Here is a 20,303-nt window from a genome sequence, read left to right on the forward strand (position 1 = left end):
TTCATTGAACTTCAATGCGCCGCGGCTGGGCGCTGGCCTTGCGCGGGATGCTGACCTGCAGCACGCCATCGCGGTAGCTGGCATTCACGCCGGCCGGGTCGATGTCGTCGGGCAGGCTGATCACGCGGCGGAAGCGTCCGTCGAAGCGCTCATTGATGTGCAGCGTCTGCTTCTCGTCGCTGGCACCGGCCAGGGGCGCACGCTCGCCGGCCAGCGTCAGCACGCCCCGGTCGAGGCTGACCTCGATGCGCGCCGGATCCAGGCCGGGCGCAAAGGCGTAGACCTCGACCGACGCGGGCGTGCTGCCGATGTTGAGCGCAGGAAAGCCCCCACGGCCGAAGCCGCGGATGCTGGGCGACAGATCGAAGACCTGCTGCATCTCACGCTGCAGGCGATCCAATTCGGCGAACAGGTCGCGTGGAAAAAGCGAGCGATACATGGTGTGTCCTCCGTCAATCGGGATGGGCCTTGAGACCCTGCCTCCGATGTAGGGATGGCGCCGCGGCGTTTCAAGGGTGTGGCGGTGCGGCCCCGGCAAAGCCCGCAGCCTCAGAGCCGGCCCGAGCGGGTAGCATGCGCGTGATGTCTGCTTCCCGAGTGCTCGACCCCCTGGACGCCGCCAGCGACCTGCCGCGTGATGCCCGCAGCGTGCTGGAGATGGCCGCACGCTCGATGTTCCAGCTCTTCGCCGAGACGGCCGAGGGCATGATGGTCGTGGATCGCAGTGGCCGTGTGGTCTGGATCAGCGAGGGCTACAAGCAGTTCCTGCCGGCCCTGGGTCTGAAGGACGAAGCCGACTTCGTCGGGCACCCGGTCGAAGAGGTGGTGCCCAACACGCTGATGCACGAGGTGATCGCCACCGGACGGCCCATCCTGGTGGACCTGCTCACCAACAAGGCGGGCACCTTCCTCGTCAGCCGCATCCCGCTGCGCGACGAGGCGGGCGAGGTGATCGGTGCGCTCGGCCTGGTGTTGATGGCGCATCCCGAGAGCACGATGCAGCCACTGATGAAGAAGTTCGCGATGCTGCAGCGCGATCTCGACGATGCGCGCAAACAGCTGGCCGAGCAGCGGCGGCCCAAGTACACCTTTGCCAGCTTCATCGGCACCAGCCCCGAGGCCATGGAGGTCAAGCGCCAGGCCCGTCGCGTGGCCGGCACCGACAGCACTGTGCTGCTGCTGGGCGAGACCGGTACCGGCAAGGAGCTGCTGGCGCATGCGATCCATGCTGCGTCGTCGCGCTCGCGGCGGCCTTTCATCGGCGTGAACATCGCTGCCGTGCCCGAGACCCTGCTGGAGGCCGAGTTCTTCGGCGTGGCCCCTGGCGCCTACACCGGGGCCGACCGCAAGGGCCGCGACGGCAAGTTCAAGCTCGCCGACGGCGGCACGCTCTTTCTCGATGAGATCGGCGACATGCCCGCATCGCTGCAGGCCAAGCTGCTGCGTGCGCTGCAGGAGCAGGAGATCGAGCCCCTGGGCTCCAACCAGGTGATCAAGATCGACGTGCGGGTCATCGCCGCCACCAGCCGCGACCTGCCGGCGCTGGTGGCCCAGGGCCGGTTCCGCGAAGACCTCTATTACCGGCTCAACGTGGTGCCCATCCGCATTCCGGCCCTGCGCGAGCGCCTGGGCGACCTGGAGGCCCTGGTCGAGGCGCTCGAGGAGGACATCGCCCGGCGCAGCGGCATGCCCCACCGGGAGGTGACGCCCGCTGCCCTGGAGATCCTGCGTCGTCACCCCTGGCGGGGCAACATCCGCGAGCTGCGCAATGTGCTCGAGCAGGTGAGCCTGCTCACCGACGACCTGCGCCTGGAGGCGCGCCATTTCATGCGTGTGCTCTCACCCGGGGACGCCCCGGCCGTCTCTGCCGCGGCCGGTGAAGGCGCGGGCGAGGCCCGCGCGGCGGCCCTGGAGCGGCAGGCCCCCCGCGTGCGCCCGCTGGCCGAGGCCGTGGCCGAGCTCGAGCGCCGCGCCATCGCCGAGGCCCTGCGCGCCACCGGTGGCAACAAGCTCGCAGCTGCCCGCCTGTTGCGCATCTCGCGCGCCACGCTCTACGAAAAACTGGCCGCCTGGCCCGAGCTGCGCCAGCTGTCCTGAAATCAGACACTGTCCGGAATCCATCCAATCCCTTCGGGGAAACGCTGTCTGATTTCCAGACGGCGCCGTCTCAGAAAAGTTTCGGGTAAACCCTGATATTGATTGGAAATCTCAATGATGACAAAGGCTTGGGGGAGTGGCCCGGACCAGGCACGCGCCTTGCGAAATCCGGGTGTCCGGCCCGAATCCTCCGGGGCGGTGGCTAGGTGGCGGAGGGATCCGCCACGACAACTTCAGGAGACACCACACCATGACCGCGCATCCCATTCGTCGCGCCTTCCTCGCCCTGGCCGTTGCGGCGCTGGCCGCACCCGGCACGGGCCTTGCCCAGGCCCAGGGCAAGGACATCCGCATTGCCCATGTCTACAGCAAGACCGGTCCGCTGGAGGCCTATGGCAAGCAGACCCAGACCGGCCTGATGCTGGGCCTGGAGTACGCCACCGGCGGCACCATGCAGGTGGCGGGCCGCAAGATCGTGGTGATCGAGAAGGACGATCAGGGCAAGCCCGACGTGGGCAAGTCGCTGCTGGCCGCCGCCTATGCTGACGACAAGGTCGACTTGGCCGTGGGCCCCACCTCCTCCGGCGTGGCCCTGGCCATGCTGCCGGTGGCCGAGGAGTACAAGAAGATCCTGCTGGTCGAGCCCGCTGTGGCCGACTCCATCACCGGCGAGAAGTGGAACAAGTACATCTTCCGCACCGGCCGCAACAGCTCGCAAGACGCCATCTCCAACGCTGTGGCGCTGGACAAGGAAGGCACCGTGATCGCCACGCTGGCCCAGGACTATGCCTTCGGTCGCGACGGCGTGGCCGCCTTCAAGGGGGCGATCCGCAAGGCCAAGATCGTCCATGAGGAGTACCTGCCCACCAACACCACCGACTTCACCGCCGGGGCGCAGCGCCTGATCGACAAGCTCAAGGACCAGCCCGGCCGCAAGGTGATCTTCATCATCTGGGCCGGTGCGGGCAACCCCTTCAAGATCGCCGACCTCGACCTCAAGCGCTACGGCATCGAGATCGCCACCGGCGGCAACATCCTGCCGGCCATGGCGGCCTACAAGCAGTTCCCGGGCATGGAAGGCGCCACTTACTACTACTTTGGCATCCCGAAGAACCCGGTCAACGAGTGGCTGGTGGCCAACCACTACAGCAAGTTCAAGAGCCCGCCCGACTTCTTCACCGCCGGCGGCTTCTCGGCGGCCATGGCCATCGTCACCGCGCTGAAGAAGACCGGCGGCGACACCAGCACCAACAAGCTCATTGCCACGATGGAAGGCATGAGCTTCGACACGCCCAAGGGCCCGATGACCTTCCGCAAGGAAGACCACCAGGCCATGCAGAGCATGTACCACTTCCGCATCAAGGACGACCCGGCCTTTGCCTGGGGTGTGCCGGAACTCGTGCGCGAGATCCGGCCCATCGAGATGCAGGTGCCCATCCGCAACAAGCGCTGAGCCTGCGCGGGCCGCGGCATGCCGCAGCCCGCGACTCGACACAAGCAGCATCGTTCCGAAGGACCCCGGACACACGGGGCAGGGGGGGACTCACCCACCCATACAACGAGGAGACAAGACGATGAAGTTCAGGATGGTTCATTGGTGGGCGGCGGCAGCCGCCTTGCTGGCAGGCCCGGCCCTGGCCGTGCAGGCCCTGCCCAAGCTCAACATCGACAAGAGCAAGATCAGCGTGTCCGGCCTGTCCTCCGGCGGATTCATGGCCAACCAGCTCGGTGTGGCGTACTCGTCCACCTTCATGGGGGTGGGTGTGTTCGCCGCCGGACCCTACATGTGTGCGGGGCTCAACAACTACACCGCCTGCATGTACAACGCCACGATCAGCGACAGCCAGCTCTCGGCGATGCAGTCGAGCATCAACAACTGGAGCGGCTCGCAGATCGACAACAAGGCCGGTATCGCCAACCAGAGGATCTACATGTTCGTGGGCACGAGCGACAGCACGATCGGCCCCAACCCCATGGACGCCTTGCGCAAGCAGTACACCAACAACGCGGTGCCCTCGGGCAATGTCGAATACGTCAAGCGCAGCGGCACGGCCCACGTCTTTCCCACCGACTTCGACGCCACCGGCAACAACAGTTGCAGCAGCACGTCCTCCCCCTACATCAGCAACTGTGGCTACGACGGTGCCAAGGCCGTGCTGACGCGGATCTACGGCACGCTCAACCCCCGCAACAACAGCCCGGCGGCCAGCAACTACATCGAGTTCAGCCAGAGCAGCTTCACCAGCAACCCCGGCATGGCCTCCACCGGCTGGGTCTACGTGCCGGCCGACTGTGCCGGTGGCGCCCAGTGCAAGCTGCACGTGGCCCTGCACGGCTGCCTGCAGAGCTATTCGCAGATCGGCGACAAGTTCATCAAGAACACCGGCTACACCCGCTGGGCCGACACCAACCGCATCGTCGTGCTCTTCCCGCAGACGAAGGTGGACAACACCAGCCGCAGCACGGCCGCCAGCGGCTCGCTCGCCAACCCCAACGCCTGCTGGGACTGGATCGGCTGGTACGGCAGCCACTTCGCCCAGAAAGGCGGGTCCCAGATCAGCGCCATCAAGGCCATGGTGGATCACCTCGCCAGCGGCGCGCCCACGTCCTCGCTGCCCGCGCCCACCGGTGTGAGCACCTCGGGTGCCACCGACACCTCGATGGTGATCTCCTGGGCCTCGGTGCAGGGGGCGGCGGGCTACCACGTCTATCGCAACGGTGAGAAGAAGACCACCAGTGCAGTCACCGGCACCAGCTATACCGACACCGGGCTCGCCCCGGCCACCACCTACCAGTGGACGGTCACGGCCGTCGATGGCAACGGGGCGGAAAGCGCCCCATCCGCGCCGGCCAGTGGCACCACCACGGGCACCGCCCCGCCCCCGGCCACCTGCTACACGGCCAGCAACTATGCCCACACCACCGCAGGCCGGGCGTATGCGGCCTGGGGATACACCTATGCGAACGGCTCCAACCAGTACATGGGCTTGTGGAACATCTACACCACCACGACCCTGAAGCAGACGGGGCCCAACCACTACGTCATCGGCACCTGTCCCTGAGGGCCTCTTCGATTCATCGACACAGAAAGTGAAGCAGCAATGAGCGGCGTGCTCGAAACCCAGGATCTCACGATCCGCTTCGGCGGACACGTGGCCGTGGACCGCGTCAGCTGTGCCTTCCAGCCCGGCACGCTGACGGCCATCGTCGGGCCCAACGGCGCGGGCAAGACGACCTATTTCAACCTCATTTCCGGGCAGCTCAAGGCGACAAGCGGCAGCGTGCGGCTCGACGGGGAGGAGATCGGTCATCTGCCCGCGCCGTTGCGCACCCGGCGCGGGCTCGGGCGCGCCTTCCAGCTCACGCAGCTGTTTCCCAACCTCACGGTGCTGGAGAACGTGCGCCTGGCCGTGCAGTCGCGCCATGGCGGTGCGCTGCAACTGCTGCGCGTGTGGCTCGATCAGAAGGACTACATCGACGAAGCCCATGCCCGGCTGGAAGCGGTTCGGTTGGCCGACAAGGCCCATGCCACTGCGTCCAGCCTGCCGCATGGCGACCAGCGCAAGCTGGAGGTGGCGCTGATGATGGCGCTGGACCCCAAGGTCTACATGTTCGACGAACCCACCGCCGGCATGAGCGTGGACGAGGTGCCGGTGGTGCTCGAACTGATCCGATCGCTCAAGGAGCGGCGCGACAAGACCATCTTGCTCGTCGAACACAAGATGGACGTGGTGCGCGAGCTGGCCGACCGCATCATCGTGCTGCACAACGGCCAGCTCCTGGCCGACGGCGAACCGGCCCACGTGATGAACCTGCCCATCGTGCAAAGCGCGTACATGGGCACGGCCGACATGACGGAGGCTGCATGAACCCCAACGACATCGTGCTCAGCCTGTCGGGCGTGCACACCCACATCGGCGCATACCACATCCTGCACGGCGTGGACTTCGAGGTGCCTGCCGGGCAGGTCACCATGCTGCTGGGCCGCAATGGCGCGGGCAAGACCACCACGCTGCGCACCATCATGGGCCTGTGGTCGGCCCAACAGGGCGGCATCCGCTTCAAGGGCGAGGCCATCGGCGGCCCCGGCGTGAAGCTGGGCACCCCCGACATCGCGCAGCGCGGCATCGCCTACGTGCCCGAGAGCATGGGCATCTTCAGCGACCTCAGCGTCAAGGAAAACCTGCTGCTGGCCGCGCGTGGCGCGCAGACGGTGGACGACCTCGACACGCAGCGCCTGGAATGGATCTTCGCGCTCTTTCCTGCGCTGAAGAAGTTCTGGCTCTACCCCGCCGGCAAGCTCTCGGGCGGGCAGAAGCAGATGCTGGCCGTGGCGCGTGCCATCGTCGAGCCGCGCGAGCTGCTGCTCATCGACGAGCCCAGCAAGGGCCTGGCCCCGGCCATCATCCAGAACCTCATCGGTGCCCTGCGCGAGCTGAAATCCACGCGCACCACCATCTTGCTCGTCGAGCAGAACTTCGCGATGGCCAAGGCCCTGGGCGACCAGGTGGCGGTGATGGACGACGGCCGCGTCGTGCACCGCGGCACCATGGCCGAACTTGCCCAGGACGAAGCACTCCAGCAACGCCTGCTGGGCCTGTCGCTGGCGGCCCACCAGTGAACACGAGATCTGCGATGACCACCACGACCACCCCTGCTGCCGCAGCAGCCGCGACAAATGCCAATGACAGCGCCGCCGTGCCGCGCGCCCGTTTCGACCTCATCCCCCTGGCCCTGGTGCTGGCACTGGCCGGCGCGGCCCTGCCGCTCATCGGCTCGGTGCCCACCTGGCTCACGCTCACGATTGCCGGCCTGGCCATGGGCATGATCATCTTCATCATCGCCTCGGGCCTCACGCTCGTCTTCGGCCTGATGGACGTGCTCAACTTCGGCCATGGCGTCTTCATCGCGCTGGGGGCCTTCGTGGCCACCTCGGTGCTGGGCGGAATGGGCGACTGGACGGCCAGCGACTCCCTGTTCCGTAACCTCACGGCCATCTTCCTGGCGATGGTGGTGGCCATGAGCGTGGCCGGCGCCGTGGGCTACGCTTTCGAGCGCGTGGTCGTGCGGCCGGTGTACGGCCAGCACCTGAAGCAGATCCTCATCACGATGGGCGGCATGATCATCGGCGAGGAGATCATCAAGGTGATCTGGGGGCCGCTGCAAATCCCGCTGCCGCTGCCCGAAGGCCTGCGCGGCTCGGTGTTGCTGGGCGATGCGGCCATCGAGAAGTACCGGCTGTTTGCGGTGATCATTGGCGTCATCGTGCTGGCGGCCATGCTCTTTGTGCTCAACCGCACCAAGATCGGCCTGCTGATCCGCGCCGGCGTGCAAGACCGCGAGATGGTCGAGAGCCTGGGTTACCGCATCCGGCGCCTGTTCATCGGCGTGTTCGTCGTGGGCTCGGCCCTGGCCGGCCTGGGCGGCGTGCTCTGGGGCCTGTACCAGCAGATGGTGATCCCGCAGATGGGCGCGCAGATCAACGTGCTGCTCTTCATCGTGATCATCATCGGCGGCCTGGGCTCCACACTGGGCTGCTTCGTCGGGGCGCTGCTGGTGGGGCTGATGGCCAACTACACCGGCTTTCTCGCGCCCAAGGTCGCGCTCTTTTCCAACATCGGCCTGATGGTTGCCATCTTGCTGTGGCGCCCCCAGGGCCTGTACCCGGTCACGAACCGCTGAGGGTCCGACCATGCTCCAACGTCTGCTGTCCCACGACCTGCCCCGCAGCCGCTGGCTCGCGCTGGCCTTGATCGTCATCCTCGCCGGACTCTTCCTCACGCCCTTCATCTTTCCGGGCAGCAAGTCGCTCAACGTGGCGGCCAAGATCCTCATCTTCATGGTGCTGGTGGCCAGCTACGATCTGCTGCTGGGCTACACCGGCATCGTGAGCTTTGCCCACACCATGTTCTTCGGCATCGGCGCCTACGGCGTGGCCATCGCCTCCAGCCGCATGGGTGCCGGCTGGGATGCGCTGGCGGTGGGCATCGTCTGCGCGCTGGCCTTGTCGCTGGTGCTGTCCTTCGTCATCGGTCTGTTCAGCCTGCGCGTGAAGGCCATCTTCTACGCGATGATCACGCTTGCGGTGGCCTCGGCCTTCCAGACGCTGGCCTCGCAGCTCTCGGAGATCACCGGTGGCGAGGACGGCCTGACCTTCCGCATGCCCGAATGGCTGAGCCCGAGCTTCGAGCCCTTCGAGAATGAGTTCTTCGGGGTGCTCATCGACGGGCGCATCATCAGCTACTACGGCCTTTTCCTGCTCACCCTGTTGCTGCTGGGCTTGATGCTGCGCATCGTCAACTCGCCCTTCGGCCGCGTGCTGCAGGCCATCCGCGAGAACGACTTCCGCGCCGAAGCCATCGGCTACCGCACGGTGGTCTACCGCACGCTGTCGAACGTGCTGTCGGCCCTGTTTGCCACGCTGGCGGGCGCGATGCTGGCCGTCTGGCTGCGCTACAACGGCCCCGACACCTCGCTGAGCTTCGAGATCATGCTGGACATCTTGCTCATCGTCGTGATCGGCGGCATGGGCACGATCTACGGCGCGGTGGTCGGTGCGGTGCTCTTCGTGCTGGCTCAGAACTACCTGCAGGACCTGATGCGCCTGGGCGAGGGCGCGGTCGGTGGCATTCCGGTCGTCTCCGAGCTCGTCTCGCCCGATCGCTGGCTGCTGTGGCTGGGCGTGCTGTTCGTGCTGTGCGTCTATCACTTCCCCTCCGGCATCGTGGGCAGGCTGCGTCAGCGCGCCCTGCAGCAGGCCCCACGCACCTGATTCGGAGAAGCAAGCGAGATCCCCATGCCGTTCACTTCCCACTACCTGAGCTGCGCCGGCCGCGAGATCCACTACACCGAATGGGGCTCTCAGCACCGCGAGACCGTGATCGCCTGGCACGGCCTGGCGCGCACCGGCCGCGACATGGACGAGGTGGCCGAGCACCTGTCCGCGCGCTACCGCGTCATCTGCCCCGACACCCTGGGCCGCGGGCTCTCGCAATGGAGCCCCGATCCGGTCAACGAGTACAAGCTCTCGTTCTACGTGGAGATCGCCACCGCCTTGGTCGACCAGCTCGGCCTGGAACGTTTCCACTGGCTGGGCACCTCGATGGGGGGAGCGATCGGCACGCTGGCGGCGGCCACCACGCTGCGCGGCCGCATCCGGCGCCTGATCCTCAACGACAACGGACCCAAGCTGGCCGAGCCGGCCCTCGAGCGCATCCGCGCTTACGCCGGCCAGCCCCCGGCCTTCGAGCGCATGACCGACCTCGAAGCCTTCCTGCGGGTGGTCTACCAGCCCTATGGCTGGCTGTCCGATGCGCAGTGGCGGCGCATGGCCGAAACCTCGGCGCGTCGCCTGCCCGACGGCCGGATCACCACCCACTACGACCCGGCCATGGCCCAGCAGTTCGTGCACCACCCGAATGACTACGACCTGTGGGAGGCCTACGACAGCCTGGACATTCCCGTGCTGTGCCTGCGGGGCGAAAGCTCCGATCTGCTGCTGCCCGAGACGGCCGAGGAGATGCGCACCCGTGGCCCACGGGCCGTCGTCGTCACCATCCCCGGCTGCGGTCACGCGCCGGCCCTGAACGTGCCGGACCAGTGGGAACTGGTCGAACGCTTCTTTGCCGCCGGCGATGCGCGGGCCAGCCCAGCCTGACTCGCCCTCCTTGCGGTATCCTGGGCTGCAGGAGGAGCCCATGAAACGACGCATCCAACGCCTGTCCCCGCACCAAAACGGCAAGGTCGCCGCGATCACGATGGCGCTCGTGTCGCTGATCGTCCTGGTGCCCCTGACCTTGCTCTTCTGGGGTGGCATGCCGCATGCAGGCCGGCCCTCCTTGATGATGGCCGTGGGGATGCCTCTGTTCTACCTGGTGTTTGGCTATCTCGGCACGGCGCTGGCGTGCTGGGTCTACAACCAGGTGGCCGGCTGGGTGGGCGGCATCGAGTACGAAACGCAGGACGTCTGAGTCACTCGCGCCAGTGCTCCGCGATCCACGGCACGGGCTTGACATAGCGGGTGGCATGGCGCCAGCGCTGCTTGAGGCTCAGGCCGGGGCGCAGGGCCCCGTGCAGATGGTCCAGCGGGGAGGGGTACTCCGGGGCGTCGGGGGTCCAGCGGCCCACGGCCACGTCACCAGGGTTGGGGCCGCCGGGGAACGTCACGATGCGCGCGCCCCGAGGCAGCCGTGCCGCCATGACGTAGCGCAGCGGGAAGGGCGGCAGGCAGTGCAGGCGGAAATGCCTTGTCCAGCCTTCGGGCCAGAGCTTGATGCCGCCGGGCACGGAACTGGTGATGTAGTGCTGCTCGAAGCGGTGGCGGTCGGCCACACCCTGCGGGTCGGCGCGAAAGTTGGCCAGGATGTGCGGGTAGCGGCCCACGGGGAAGCGGAACACCGAGGTCTGGCCCAGGCGCTGCAGGGGCTTGGCCCAGTTGCGCGCGAGGATCACGTCCTCGGGATCGCCGTAGCTGAAGTAGTCGTCCAGCGAGCCGACGATCACGGAGTCCAGGTCGACGAAGAGCGCCGGGCCGCTCAGATCGCCCAAGGTCTCGCCCCACAGCACCACCTTGCGCCACTTGCCCATCGTGCGCTGCGGATGAGGACACCCCAGTTCCGGCAGGTCGAAGGTGTCCACCTCCGGGCGGATGCCGCGCCGGTCATCGGTGAAGCACACCACCCGGAAGGGGCCCGTGATGTGTCGGGACACCATGCCGTAGAGCCGGTTGACGTATTCCGGGCCGTAGGCGGTGCCCCACTTCACGCAGATGATTTGCTTGAGTGCGGTCGTCATGGGGGGCTGGAAAGGGCAAGGCCGCGCATCTTAACGGGGCGGCCGCGGGCTCACTCTTCGAGTTCGGCTTTGGCCATCTCCACGTCGAGCCGCTCCATCGCGTCCATGGGCTCGCAGGCGGCGGCCTCGGCATAGAGTTTTTCGGCCTCCTTCATCTTCTTCTCGCCTTCGAGCATCACCAGGCCGTTGGCGTACTCCACACGGGCGATCGCCGAGTGGGGGTTGAGCTTCAGGCCCTCCTTGAACATCTTCAGGCCGACGTCCTTGCTGGCGCCTTGTGTGCGCGCCAGCAGGTTGCCCACCTTGTCGATGACCTCGGCATGGAAGGTGCCCAGGGCGATGTGGGCGTCGGCATGCTTGGGCTGCAATTGGAGGGTGGTTTCCAGGGCGGTCTTGACCTTCACCCCCAGGCCCTGCGCCAGCGCCTTGGCCACGCTGATGCCCTGGCCGTAGCGGCCCAGGGCATAGGCCTGCCAGTACCAGCCCGCCGGGTTGTCAGGCTCGGCCGCCTGCTGGGCCTGCGCCCGTTCGGCCACTTCCATGAACAGGGCCAGGCGGGTCTTCTCGTTCTTCTCCAGATAGGTGGCGTAGATGGCCTGGGCCTTGTGGGCCACCGTGATGCCGGCACCACCGGCCTTCAGGCCGGCGTCGCGCGCCTTGTGGAACTCGCCGGCGTGGAAGAGCGCCCAGGCCTCCTGCACGGCCTTGTCTTTGGGCCAGGGTTCGGCATCGCCGGCGTGCAGCCGCGCCCAGTGCTTCTTCAGCGCCGTCAGGTCGTAGACGTAGGCGGCGTTGTCGTAGGGGAAGGCAGTCCATTGGGCCATGGGGTGTCTCCGGTCAGGGGGTGTTGTAGCGCCCCACCAGGCCCAGCAGGTGGGCTTTCTGGTCGGGCTCGAGGTAGGGCAGCAGCAGGCTCAGCACATGGAAGGCACCTCGCAGCAGGGCGGCGCCGGCGCTCTCCGGTTCGAGGGCATGGCGCGGGTCGCGCACGTACTCGTAGCTCAGCCAGTAGGTGAGCACCACCACCATCGCGGTGGACACCGACTCGGCCTCGCGGCCGTCCATGCGCAGGGACTGGTGGCGCGACAGGGCGTCGAGCACCGTGCGCACCGCGCGCGACTTGTTCTTCAGCACGAACTGGAAGTGCGTTTCGAGCCGGCGGTTCTTGCTCAGGAGGTCGTTGAGGTCCCGATAGAGGAAGCGGTACTGCCAGATCAGCTCGAACAGCATGTGGAAGAAGAGCCAGGCGTCTTCCACATTGCGCACATTGTCGGCCGCATGCAGCAGCTCGTTGAGCGCGCGCTCATAGCGGTCGAACAGGGCATTGATCAACTCATCCTTGGCCGGATAGTGGTAATAGAGGTTGCCCGGGCTGATGTTCAGTTCGGCCGAGATCAGTGTGGTCGAGACATTGGGCTCGCCGAAGCGGTTGAAGAGATCGAGCGTGACTTCCAGGATGCGCTCGGCCGTGCGGCGCGGCTTTTTGGCTTGCATGGTGGCTCCGGGGCACCGGCGCCCCGTGCGCCTGCATGCCCGCCGCCAATCTAGCAAATCCGGTCGGGGCCGCAAGCGGGGTCTGTCCCACGGCCTGCACGCCAGGGCCGCCCTGCCTACAATCGGGCGCCTTATGTCCGCCGTCAGTTTCCAGCAGGTCAGCAAGACCTACCGCACCACCCGGGGCCCTGTGCAGGCCCTGCGCGAGGTGAGCTTCAACATCGAGCCGGGCGAGTTCTTCGGCCTGCTGGGGCCCAACGGGGCGGGCAAGACCACCCTGATCAGCATCCTCGCGGGCCTGAGCCGGGCCAGCGGCGGGCGCGTGACCGTGCATGGCCACGACGTGGTGGACGACTATGCGATGGCGCGCCGCCAGCTGGGCATCGTGCCGCAGGAACTGGTCTTCGACCCCTTTTTCAGCGTGCGCGAGGCCCTGCGCATCCAGTCGGGCTACTTCGGCGTGCGCCACAACGACGACTGGATCGACGAACTGCTGGCCAACCTGGGTCTGGCCGACAAGGCCAACGCCAACATGCGCCAGCTCTCGGGCGGCATGAAGCGCCGGGTGCTGGTGGCCCAGGCCCTGGTGCACCGCCCGCCGGTGATCGTGCTCGACGAGCCCACGGCCGGCGTGGATGTGGAGCTGCGCCAGACCCTGTGGCAGTTCATCGCCCGCCTGAACCGCGAAGGCCACACGGTACTGCTGACCACGCACTACCTGGAAGAGGCCGAGGCCCTGTGTCACCGCATCGCCATGCTCAAGGCGGGCCAGGTGGTGGCGCTGGACCGCACCTCGGCCCTGCTGTCAGGGCGGGCCAGCACCATGCTGCGCTTCAAGACCGACGACCCGCTGCCGGCCTCGCTGGCCGACGTGGCGCGCGTGACCGGCCGCGTCGTGCAGATCAAGGCCCACGATGCCCTGGAGGTCGAGGAGATCCTGTCCACCTTGCGCCTGCATGGCGTGGCCGCAGAGGATCTCGAGATCGGCCGGGCCGATCTCGAGGACGTGTTCCTGGAGATCATGCAGGCCGACACCGCACCGGTCTTCCTCGACCATCCGAGCCCGCTCGAGGAGGTGCCCTCTTGAAGCCGCTCGACCCCGCGACCGTCACACCGATGACCGGTGTGCGCACCCTGCTCTACAAGGAAGTGCTGCGCTTCTGGAAGGTGAGCTTCCAGACCGTGGCCGCGCCCGTGCTCACGGCGGTGCTCTACCTGCTGATCTTCGGCCACGTGCTCGAGGAGCACGTCCAGGTCTACGACGGCGTCAGCTACACCGCCTTCTTGGTGCCGGGCCTGGTGATGATGAGCGTGCTGCAGAACGCCTTTGCCAACAGCTCTTCGTCCTTGATCCAGAGCAAGATCACCGGCAACCTGGTCTTTCTGCTGGTCACCCCGCTGTCGCACCGCGACTGGTTTCTTGCTTATGTCGGCGCCTCGGTGATCCGTGGTCTGCTGGTGGGTCTGGGGGTCTTCGTGGTCACGCTCGGCTTTGCCGTGCCGCCCTTTGCGCAGCCGGGGTGGATCCTGGTGTTCGCCGTGCTGGGCGCCGGCATGCTGGGCGCGCTCGGCCTGATCGCCGGTCTGTGGGCCGAGAAGTTCGACCAGATGGCCGCCTTCCAGAACTTCCTGATCATGCCGATGACCTTCCTGGCCGGGGTGTTCTATTCGGTGCATTCGCTGCCGGCCTTCTGGCAGGCGGTCAGCCACCTCAACCCCTTTTTCTACATGATCGACGGCTTTCGCCGGGGCTTCTTCGGCGTCAGCGATGTCTCGCCCTGGCTCAGCCTGGCCGTCGTGGGCAGCAGCTTCGCCGTGGTGGCGGCGGTGGCCCTGCACCTGCTCAAGACCGGCTACAAGATCCGGCATTGAGGAATCCGGGATAATTCGTCCACCATGGCCGATCCGACCCCCCAGGAAGTGCGCACCTACATTGCCCAGGGGCTCGCCTGCGAGCACCTGGAGGTGGATGGTGACGGCCGCCATTTCTTCGCCACCATCGTGTCGGCCGAATTCGAGGGGCTGTCCCGCGTGGCACGTCATCAGCGCGTCTACCGCGCGCTGGGCGATAGAATGCGCGAGCAAATCCACGCCCTGTCGATGAAGACGCTCACCCCGGCCGAGTGGTCCGCCACCTCGGCTTCCCCCCACCACCATTGATCGGCAACCCGCTGCCGCGGCACGGGTGGCAGGCCCCTGGGCGCGGTTGGCGTGCAAACGGGGACTGCCGGGACCGGCGCGGCGCGGGGGCCTGAAGAAGCCCACGCATGGACAAACTCCTCATCCGCGGCGGCCGCCCCCTCTCGGGCGAGATCACGATTTCGGGGGCCAAGAATGCCGCCCTGCCCGAACTTTGCGCGGCCCTGCTCACGGCAGAACCCGTCACGCTGGACAACGTGCCGGTGCTGCAGGACGTGACGACCATGCTCAAACTGCTGCGCAACATGGGTGTGAGGGCCGAACGCGATGCCGACCGCCCGCACCGGATCCGACTGGACGCCAGTGCCGTCACCTCGCCCGAGGCTCCCTACGACCTGGTCAAGACCATGCGGGCGTCCATCCTGGCCCTGGGGCCGCTGTTGGCGCGTTTCGGCGAGGCCACGGTCTCGCTGCCCGGCGGTTGCGCGATCGGCTCGCGCCCGGTGGACCAGCACATCAAGGGCCTGCAGGCCATGGGTGCAGACATCCGCGTCGAGCATGGCTACATCCTGGCCAAGGCGCCGGCCGGTGGCCTGCGCGGCGCGCGCATCACCACCGACATGGTGACTGTCACCGGCACCGAGAACCTGATGATGGCCGCCGTGCTGGCCCGGGGTGAAACGGTGCTGGAAAACGCCGCGCAGGAACCCGAGATCCCCGACCTGGCCGAGATGCTGATCGCGATGGGCGCGAAGATCGAAGGTCATGGGACAAGCAAGATCCGCATCCAGGGCGTCGAGCGCCTGGGCGGTGTGACGCATCGGACGATTCCAGACCGCATCGAGACCGGCACCTTCCTGTGCGCGGTGGCCGCGGCCGGCGGCGAGGTGCTGCTGCGCCAGGCGCGTGCCGACCACCTGGACGCCGTGATCGACAAGCTGCGCGAGGCCGGGGCGCGCATCGAAGCCGGCCCCGACTGGATCCGCGTGGCGGCCTCGGGGCGCCTGAAGGCCCAGTCCTTCCGCACCAGCGAATACCCCGCCTTTCCTACCGACATGCAGGCCCAGTTCATGGCGCTGGACTGCGTGGCCGAGGGCACGGCCAGGATCACCGAGACCATCTTCGAGAACCGCTTCATGCACGTCAACGAACTCGTGCGCCTGGGCGCGCGCATCGAGGTGGACGGGCACACCGCGGTGGTGCAGGGGGTCGAGAAGCTCTCGGGCGCCACCGTGATGGCCACCGACCTGCGCGCTTCGGCCAGCCTGGTGATTGCCGGCCTGGTGGCCGAAGGCGAGACGGTGGTCGACCGCATCTACCACCTCGACCGCGGCTACGACCACATGGAAGCCAAGCTGCGCGCGGTGGGTGCCGACATCGAAAGAATCCAATGACGCGCGACGCCTCCCTGATCACGCTGGCGCTGTCCAAGGGCCGCATCTTCGACGAGACCCTGCCGCTGCTGAAGGCCGCGGGCATCGAGGTCGCGGAAGACCCTGAAAAGTCACGCAAGCTCATCCTGGCCACCAACCGGCCCGACGTGCGGGTGGTGCTGGTGCGAGCCACCGACGTGCCCACCTATGTGCAGTACGGCGGCGCCGACCTGGGCGTGGCGGGCAAGGACGTGTTGCTCGAGCACGGCGGCCAGGGCCTGTACCAGCCTCTGGATCTGAACATCGCGCGCTGCCGCATGAGCGTGGCCGTGCGCGACGACTTCGACTACGCCGCCGCGGTGAAGCAGGGCTCGCGCATCCGCGTGGCCACCAAGTACACGACGGTGGCGCGCCAGCACTTTGCCGACAAGGGCGTGCACGTCGATCTCATCAAGCTCTACGGCTCGATGGAGCTGGCCCCGCTCACCGGCCTGGCCGACGCCATCGTCGACCTCGTGTCCACCGGCAGCACCCTCAAGGCCAACCACCTCGTCGAGGTCGAGCACATCATGCCGATCTCCTCACGCCTCGTCGTCAACCAGGCCGCGCTCAAGCTCAAGCGCTCGACGCTGCGCGCCCTCATCGACGCCTTTGCCGCCGCCACCAACGTCAACCTCGCCAAGGAGTGAATGATGTCCGTCCAGATCCGCCAGCTCGCCACCACCGCGCCGGACTTCGAAGCCGAGTTCCAGCGCGTGCTGCATTGGGCGGCGCAGACGGATCATGCGATCGAGACCCGTGTGGCCGAGATCCTGGCCGACGTGCGCAGCCGCGGTGACGCGGCCGTGCTGGAGTACACCGCTCGCTTCGACGGGCTGAACGCGGCATCGGTGGCCGCGCTGGAGCTCAGCCCGGCCGAGCTGAAGGCCGCCTTCGAAGCCATCCCGGCGGCCCAGCGTGAGGCCCTGCAGGCCGCTGCGCAGCGCGTGCGGGCCTACCACGAGCGCCAGCTCGAGGCCTGCGGCCGCTCCTGGTCCTACCGTGACGAGGACGGCACCCTGCTGGGCCAGAAGGTCACGCCGCTCGACCGCGTGGGCATCTATGTGCCCGGCGGCAAGGCGGCCTATCCCTCGTCGGTGCTGATGAACGCCATTCCGGCCCATGTGGCCGGGGTGGGGGAGATCATCATGGTGGTGCCCACGCCGAAGGGCGAGAAGAACCCGCTCGTGCTGGCTGCCGCCCACGCGGCCGGCGTGAGCCGCGCCTTCACCGTGGGCGGGGCCCAGGCCGTGGCCGCCCTGGCCTATGGCACGGCCACGATCCCGAAGGTGGACAAGATCACCGGCCCGGGCAATGCCTACGTGGCCAGCGCCAAGAAGCATGTCTTCGGCACCGTGGGCATCGACATGATTGCCGGGCCCAGCGAGATCCTGGTGCTGGCCGACGGCAGCACGCCGCCTGACTGGGTGGCCATGGACCTCTTCAGCCAGGCCGAGCACGACGAACTGGCCCAGAGCATCCTGCTGTGCCCTGACGCCGGCTACATCGCGCAGGTCAAGGCCGCGATCGACCGTCTGCTGCCTGGCATGCCGCGCAAGGAGGTCATCCGCGCCTCGCTCGAAGGCCGCGGCGCCTTGATTCTCACGCGCAGCATGGAAGAAGCCTGCGAGATCAGCAACCGTATCGCCCCCGAGCACCTGGAGGTGTCGTCGCAGGAGCCCGGCCGCTGGGAGCCGCTGCTGCGTCACGCCGGGGCCATCTTCCTGGGCGCCTACACCAGCGAAAGCCTGGGCGACTACTGCGCCGGCCCCAACCACGTGCTGCCCACCTCGGGCACCGCCCGCTTTTCGTCGCCGCTGGGCGTGTACGACTTCCAGAAGCGCTCCAGCCTGATCGAGGTGAGCGAGCTAGGCGCCCAGGTGCTGGGGACGATCGCCGCCGAACTGGCCTATGGGGAAGGTCTGCAGGCGCACGCGCAAGCCGCCGAGTTCCGCCTGAAGGGAGGGGCGCGATGAGCCGCCTCGACACCGTGATGGCGCGCTGGCTGCGCCAGGACGTGCAGGGCATGCACGCCTATGCCGTGCAGGACAGCACCGGCATGATCAAGCTCGACGCGATGGAGAACCCCTTTCGCCTGCCGCCTGCGTTGCAGCAGGCCCTGGGCGAACGCCTGGGCGCCGTGGCGATCAACCGCTACCCCGGCGCACGCATCGACACGCTGCGCGAGACGCTGGCGCGCCACGCCGGCCTGCCCGAAGGCTGCGCGCTGATGCTGGGCAACGGCTCGGACGAGCTCATCAGCCTGCTGGCCATGGCCTGCGACGTGCCGGGCGCCACCGTCGTGGCCCCGGTGCCCGGTTTCGTGATGTACCAGATGTCGGCCCAGTTGCAGGGCCTGAAGTTCGTCGGCGTGCCGCTCACGGCCACGTTCGAGCTCGACGAGGCGGCGATGCTGGCCGCATTGGAAGCACACCAGCCGGCGTTGCTCTACATCGCCTACCCGAACAACCCCACGGCCAACCTCTTCGACGACCGCATCGTCGAGCGCCTGATCGACGCCGCGCCGGGTCTGGTGATCATCGACGAGGCCTACCAGCCCTTTGCCAGCCGCAGCTACATCGACCGCCTGGCCCGCCACGAGCACGTGCTGCTGATGCGCACGATGAGCAAGTTCGGCCTGGCCGGCGTGCGCATCGGCTACATGATGGGCGCTGCCCGGCTGATCGCCCAGATCGACAAAGTGCGCCCGCCCTACAACGTGAGCGTGCTCAACGCCGAGGCCGCGCTGTTCGCGCTGGAGCATGCCGACGAGTTCGCCCGCCAGGCCGCGGTGCTGCGCGAGGAGCGCGCCCGGTTGATCGAGGCCCTGAAGAGCCTGCCCGGCGTGACTCCCTTCCCCAGCGAGGCCAACATGGTGCTCGTGCGCGTGCCCGATGCCGACCGCGCCTTTGCCGGCCTGAAGCAGCGCGGCGTGCTGGTGAAGAACGTTTCTAGAATGCATTCCTTGCTCGCTGCCTGCCTGCGCCTGACCGTGGGCACGCCCGACGAGAACCAGCGCCTGATCGCCGCCCTGCGGGAAAGCCTGTAAGCCATGAGCACCACTGCCACGCCGCGTGTGGCCGACGTCACGCGCAACACCAACGAAACGAAGATCCGTGTGGCCGTCAATCTCGACGGCAGCGGCCAGGCCAGGCTGCACACCGGCATCGGCTTCTTCGATCACATGCTCGACCAGATCGCCCGCCACGGGCTGATCGACCTGGAGATCGAGTGCCAGGGTGACTTGCACATCGACGGCCACCACACGGTGGAGGACGTGGGCATCACCCTGGGCCAGGCCGTTGCCAAGGCCGTGGGCGACAAGAGGGGCATCCGCCGCTACGGCCATGCCTATGTGCCGCTGGACGAGGCGCTGTCGCGCGTGGTGATCGACTTTTCGGGCCGGCCGGGCCTGCACATGGACGTGCCCTTCACGGCCGGCATGATCGGCAGCTTCGACACCCAGCTCACCTTCGAGTTCTTCCAGGGCTTTGCCAACCATGCCCTGGTGACGCTGCACATCGACAACCTCAAGGGCGTGAACGCGCACCACCAGTGCGAGACGGTCTTCAAGGCCTTCGCCCGCGCCCTGCGCGCTGCACTGGAACTCGACCCGCGCAGCGTCGGCGTCATCCCGTCCACCAAGGGCTCGCTCTGAGCACCGGCACCATGGCGACTGTGGCTGTTGTCGACTACGGCATGGGCAACCTGCGATCGGTGTCGCAGGCCGTGCGCCATGTGGCGCAGGGTTCGGGCCTGGAGGTGATCGTCACCTCGCGCCCCGAGGAGGTGTTGGCCGCCGAGCGCATCGTGCTGCCGGGGCAGGGCGCCATGCCCGACTGCATGCGCGAGCTGCGCGACTCCGGCCTGCAGGAGGCCGTGCTGCACGCGGCGGCGAACAAGCCGCTGATGGGCGTGTGCGTGGGCATGCAGATGCTGCTCTCACGCAGCGAGGAGGGGCCCACCGACGCTCTGGGGTTGATTCCCGGCGAGGTGGTGCGCTTCCAGCTCGAAGGCCGGATCCAGCCCGACGGCAGCCGCTACAAGGTGCCGCAGATGGGTTGGAACCAGGTCTGGCAGGCCCGGCCGCACCCGATGTGGGCCGGCGTGCCCGATGGCGCCTGGTTCTATTTCGTGCACAGCTTCTATGCGCGGGTGGCCGATGCGGCCCACGGCACCGGGGAAACCGAGTACGGTGTGCGCTTTACCTGTGCAGTGGCCCGGGATAATATTTTCGCGACGCAATTCCACCCCGAGAAAAGCGCCGATCACGGCTTGGCCCTGTATCGCAACTTCCTGAGCTGGAAGCCCTGACACCGCCCGAGACCGTCGCCCTCCCTCCCGTGCACCGCTGAGGTGCCCGAGCCT

General features: G+C 67.4%; 22 protein-coding genes. 18 read left to right on the forward strand and 4 right to left on the reverse strand.

The annotated features are described in order from the left end of the window. Position 1: 1 nt before the first annotated feature. Positions 2–439, reverse strand: a complete 438-nt coding sequence (locus AC1ECW_RS03365; RefSeq protein ID WP_409704019.1) for an Hsp20/alpha crystallin family protein — start codon at positions 437–439, stop codon at positions 2–4. A 134-nt stretch (positions 440–573) separates the two neighbouring features. Here AC1ECW_RS03365 and AC1ECW_RS03370 point away from each other — a divergent pair, with 134 nt between their 5' ends. From AC1ECW_RS03370 to AC1ECW_RS03410, 9 genes are all read left to right on the forward strand, one after another. Continuing rightward, entirely contained in the window at positions 574–2,097 is a 1,524-nt protein-coding gene (locus AC1ECW_RS03370) for a sigma-54 interaction domain-containing protein (protein WP_409704021.1), read from the forward strand. A gap of 250 nt (positions 2,098–2,347) precedes the next feature. Then, the gene (locus AC1ECW_RS03375; RefSeq protein WP_409704023.1) at positions 2,348–3,550 is read left to right on the forward strand and encodes a substrate-binding domain-containing protein; all 1,203 of its coding nucleotides are present in this window, start codon (positions 2,348–2,350) and stop codon (positions 3,548–3,550) included. A gap of 121 nt (positions 3,551–3,671) precedes the next feature. Next, positions 3,672–5,159: an extracellular catalytic domain type 2 short-chain-length polyhydroxyalkanoate depolymerase gene (locus AC1ECW_RS03380; protein ID WP_409704025.1), complete on the forward strand. Its 1,488-nt coding sequence runs from the start codon at positions 3,672–3,674 to the stop codon at positions 5,157–5,159. 48 nt (positions 5,160–5,207) lie between these two features. After that, positions 5,208–5,966, forward strand: a complete 759-nt coding sequence (locus AC1ECW_RS03385) for an ABC transporter ATP-binding protein (protein WP_409704041.1) — start codon at positions 5,208–5,210, stop codon at positions 5,964–5,966. Beyond that, positions 5,963–6,718 (forward strand): ABC transporter ATP-binding protein, encoded by a 756-nt coding sequence (locus tag AC1ECW_RS03390; RefSeq protein WP_409704027.1) that lies wholly within the window; start codon positions 5,963–5,965, stop codon positions 6,716–6,718. The genes AC1ECW_RS03385 and AC1ECW_RS03390 overlap by 4 nt, the downstream gene beginning before the upstream one ends. A gap of 14 nt (positions 6,719–6,732) precedes the next feature. Further along, on the forward strand, positions 6,733–7,779 hold the full coding sequence (locus AC1ECW_RS03395) for a branched-chain amino acid ABC transporter permease (RefSeq protein ID WP_409704029.1): 1,047 nt from the start codon (positions 6,733–6,735) through the stop codon (positions 7,777–7,779). Positions 7,780–7,789: 10 nt separating this feature from the next. Continuing rightward, positions 7,790–8,869 (forward strand): branched-chain amino acid ABC transporter permease, encoded by a 1,080-nt coding sequence (locus AC1ECW_RS03400; protein ID WP_409704031.1) that lies wholly within the window; start codon positions 7,790–7,792, stop codon positions 8,867–8,869. A gap of 24 nt (positions 8,870–8,893) precedes the next feature. Then, on the forward strand, positions 8,894–9,754 hold the full coding sequence (locus AC1ECW_RS03405) for an alpha/beta fold hydrolase (RefSeq protein ID WP_409704033.1): 861 nt from the start codon (positions 8,894–8,896) through the stop codon (positions 9,752–9,754). 40 nt (positions 9,755–9,794) lie between these two features. Then, positions 9,795–10,067, forward strand: a complete 273-nt coding sequence (locus AC1ECW_RS03410; RefSeq protein WP_409704035.1) for a hypothetical protein — start codon at positions 9,795–9,797, stop codon at positions 10,065–10,067. 1 nt (position 10,068) lies between these two features. Here the strand turns inward: AC1ECW_RS03410 and AC1ECW_RS03415 are convergent, their stop codons facing one another. From AC1ECW_RS03415 to AC1ECW_RS03425, 3 genes are read right to left on the reverse strand one after another with little or no spacing between them, the layout of a single operon-like run. Then, on the reverse strand, positions 10,069–10,890 hold the full coding sequence (locus AC1ECW_RS03415) for a glycosyl transferase (protein ID WP_409704037.1): 822 nt from the start codon (positions 10,888–10,890) through the stop codon (positions 10,069–10,071). 50 nt (positions 10,891–10,940) lie between these two features. Then, entirely contained in the window at positions 10,941–11,714 is a 774-nt protein-coding gene (locus AC1ECW_RS03420) for a tetratricopeptide repeat protein (protein ID WP_409704039.1), read from the reverse strand. Between the two features lie 13 nt (positions 11,715–11,727). After that, the gene (locus AC1ECW_RS03425; RefSeq protein ID WP_409709178.1) at positions 11,728–12,384 is read right to left on the reverse strand and encodes a TetR/AcrR family transcriptional regulator; all 657 of its coding nucleotides are present in this window, start codon (positions 12,382–12,384) and stop codon (positions 11,728–11,730) included. Between the two features lie 133 nt (positions 12,385–12,517). On the opposite strand from AC1ECW_RS03425, the gene AC1ECW_RS03430 reads away from it, so the two are divergent. The 9 genes from AC1ECW_RS03430 (at position 12,518) to hisH (ending at position 20,249) form a co-directional block, all read left to right on the forward strand. Then, the gene (locus AC1ECW_RS03430) at positions 12,518–13,471 is read left to right on the forward strand and encodes an ABC transporter ATP-binding protein (RefSeq protein ID WP_409709175.1); all 954 of its coding nucleotides are present in this window, start codon (positions 12,518–12,520) and stop codon (positions 13,469–13,471) included. Between the two features lie 29 nt (positions 13,472–13,500). Next, positions 13,501–14,256: an ABC transporter permease gene (locus AC1ECW_RS03435; RefSeq protein WP_409709181.1), complete on the forward strand. Its 756-nt coding sequence runs from the start codon at positions 13,501–13,503 to the stop codon at positions 14,254–14,256. Positions 14,257–14,280: 24 nt separating this feature from the next. Further along, the gene (locus AC1ECW_RS03440; protein WP_409709172.1) at positions 14,281–14,544 is read left to right on the forward strand and encodes a BolA family protein; all 264 of its coding nucleotides are present in this window, start codon (positions 14,281–14,283) and stop codon (positions 14,542–14,544) included. 107 nt (positions 14,545–14,651) lie between these two features. Next, positions 14,652–15,917 (forward strand): UDP-N-acetylglucosamine 1-carboxyvinyltransferase, encoded by a 1,266-nt coding sequence (murA, locus tag AC1ECW_RS03445; RefSeq protein WP_409709169.1) that lies wholly within the window; start codon positions 14,652–14,654, stop codon positions 15,915–15,917. Then, on the forward strand, positions 15,914–16,585 hold the full coding sequence (gene hisG, locus AC1ECW_RS03450) for an ATP phosphoribosyltransferase (protein ID WP_409709166.1): 672 nt from the start codon (positions 15,914–15,916) through the stop codon (positions 16,583–16,585). The genes murA and hisG overlap by 4 nt, the downstream gene beginning before the upstream one ends. Before the next feature lie 3 nt (positions 16,586–16,588). Further along, positions 16,589–17,911, forward strand: coding sequence for a histidinol dehydrogenase (gene hisD, locus AC1ECW_RS03455; protein ID WP_481201215.1), 1,323 nt, complete (start codon positions 16,589–16,591; stop codon positions 17,909–17,911). After that, entirely contained in the window at positions 17,908–18,984 is a 1,077-nt protein-coding gene (hisC, locus tag AC1ECW_RS03460) for a histidinol-phosphate transaminase (RefSeq protein ID WP_409708340.1), read from the forward strand. Before hisD ends, hisC begins: the two co-directional genes overlap by 4 nt. Positions 18,985–18,987: 3 nt before the next feature. Then, a complete protein-coding gene (gene hisB, locus AC1ECW_RS03465; protein WP_409708343.1) occupies positions 18,988–19,593 on the forward strand; it encodes an imidazoleglycerol-phosphate dehydratase HisB in 606 nt (201 codons plus the stop codon). An 11-nt stretch (positions 19,594–19,604) separates the two neighbouring features. Continuing rightward, a complete protein-coding gene (hisH, locus tag AC1ECW_RS03470) occupies positions 19,605–20,249 on the forward strand; it encodes an imidazole glycerol phosphate synthase subunit HisH (RefSeq protein WP_409708346.1) in 645 nt (214 codons plus the stop codon). The last annotated feature ends 54 nt before the right edge of the window (positions 20,250–20,303 follow it).

The sequence above is a fragment of the Caldimonas hydrothermalis genome (assembly GCF_056746695.1).

Excerpts from the sequence above, each read along its gene's own strand:
- hisG (WP_409709166.1), top strand. The coding sequence starts at position 15,914 with ATGACGCGCGACGCCTCCCTGATCACGCTGGCGCTGTCCAAGGGCCGC.
- AC1ECW_RS03390 (WP_409704027.1), top strand. The coding sequence starts at position 5,963 with ATGAACCCCAACGACATCGTGCTCAGCCTGTCGGGCGTGCACACCCAC.
- AC1ECW_RS03395 (WP_409704029.1), top strand. The coding sequence starts at position 6,733 with ATGACCACCACGACCACCCCTGCTGCCGCAGCAGCCGCGACAAATGCC.
- AC1ECW_RS03370 (WP_409704021.1), top strand. The coding sequence starts at position 574 with ATGCGCGTGATGTCTGCTTCCCGAGTGCTCGACCCCCTGGACGCCGCC.
- hisB (WP_409708343.1), top strand. The coding sequence starts at position 18,988 with ATGAGCACCACTGCCACGCCGCGTGTGGCCGACGTCACGCGCAACACC.
- AC1ECW_RS03435 (WP_409709181.1), top strand. The coding sequence starts at position 13,501 with ATGACCGGTGTGCGCACCCTGCTCTACAAGGAAGTGCTGCGCTTCTGG.
- AC1ECW_RS03425 (WP_409709178.1), bottom strand. The coding sequence starts at position 12,384 with ATGCAAGCCAAAAAGCCGCGCCGCACGGCCGAGCGCATCCTGGAAGTC.
- AC1ECW_RS03415 (WP_409704037.1), bottom strand. The coding sequence starts at position 10,890 with ATGACGACCGCACTCAAGCAAATCATCTGCGTGAAGTGGGGCACCGCC.
- AC1ECW_RS03405 (WP_409704033.1), top strand. The coding sequence starts at position 8,894 with ATGCCGTTCACTTCCCACTACCTGAGCTGCGCCGGCCGCGAGATCCAC.
- hisD (WP_481201215.1), top strand. The coding sequence starts at position 16,589 with ATGTCCGTCCAGATCCGCCAGCTCGCCACCACCGCGCCGGACTTCGAA.
- AC1ECW_RS03380 (WP_409704025.1), top strand. The coding sequence starts at position 3,672 with ATGAAGTTCAGGATGGTTCATTGGTGGGCGGCGGCAGCCGCCTTGCTG.
- AC1ECW_RS03375 (WP_409704023.1), top strand. The coding sequence starts at position 2,348 with ATGACCGCGCATCCCATTCGTCGCGCCTTCCTCGCCCTGGCCGTTGCG.
- AC1ECW_RS03400 (WP_409704031.1), top strand. The coding sequence starts at position 7,790 with ATGCTCCAACGTCTGCTGTCCCACGACCTGCCCCGCAGCCGCTGGCTC.
- AC1ECW_RS03420 (WP_409704039.1), bottom strand. The coding sequence starts at position 11,714 with ATGGCCCAATGGACTGCCTTCCCCTACGACAACGCCGCCTACGTCTAC.
- AC1ECW_RS03365 (WP_409704019.1), bottom strand. The coding sequence starts at position 439 with ATGTATCGCTCGCTTTTTCCACGCGACCTGTTCGCCGAATTGGATCGC.
- hisH (WP_409708346.1), top strand. The coding sequence starts at position 19,605 with ATGGCGACTGTGGCTGTTGTCGACTACGGCATGGGCAACCTGCGATCG.
- murA (WP_409709169.1), top strand. The coding sequence starts at position 14,652 with ATGGACAAACTCCTCATCCGCGGCGGCCGCCCCCTCTCGGGCGAGATC.
- hisC (WP_409708340.1), top strand. The coding sequence starts at position 17,908 with ATGAGCCGCCTCGACACCGTGATGGCGCGCTGGCTGCGCCAGGACGTG.
- AC1ECW_RS03410 (WP_409704035.1), top strand. The coding sequence starts at position 9,795 with ATGAAACGACGCATCCAACGCCTGTCCCCGCACCAAAACGGCAAGGTC.
- AC1ECW_RS03430 (WP_409709175.1), top strand. The coding sequence starts at position 12,518 with ATGTCCGCCGTCAGTTTCCAGCAGGTCAGCAAGACCTACCGCACCACC.
- AC1ECW_RS03440 (WP_409709172.1), top strand. The coding sequence starts at position 14,281 with ATGGCCGATCCGACCCCCCAGGAAGTGCGCACCTACATTGCCCAGGGG.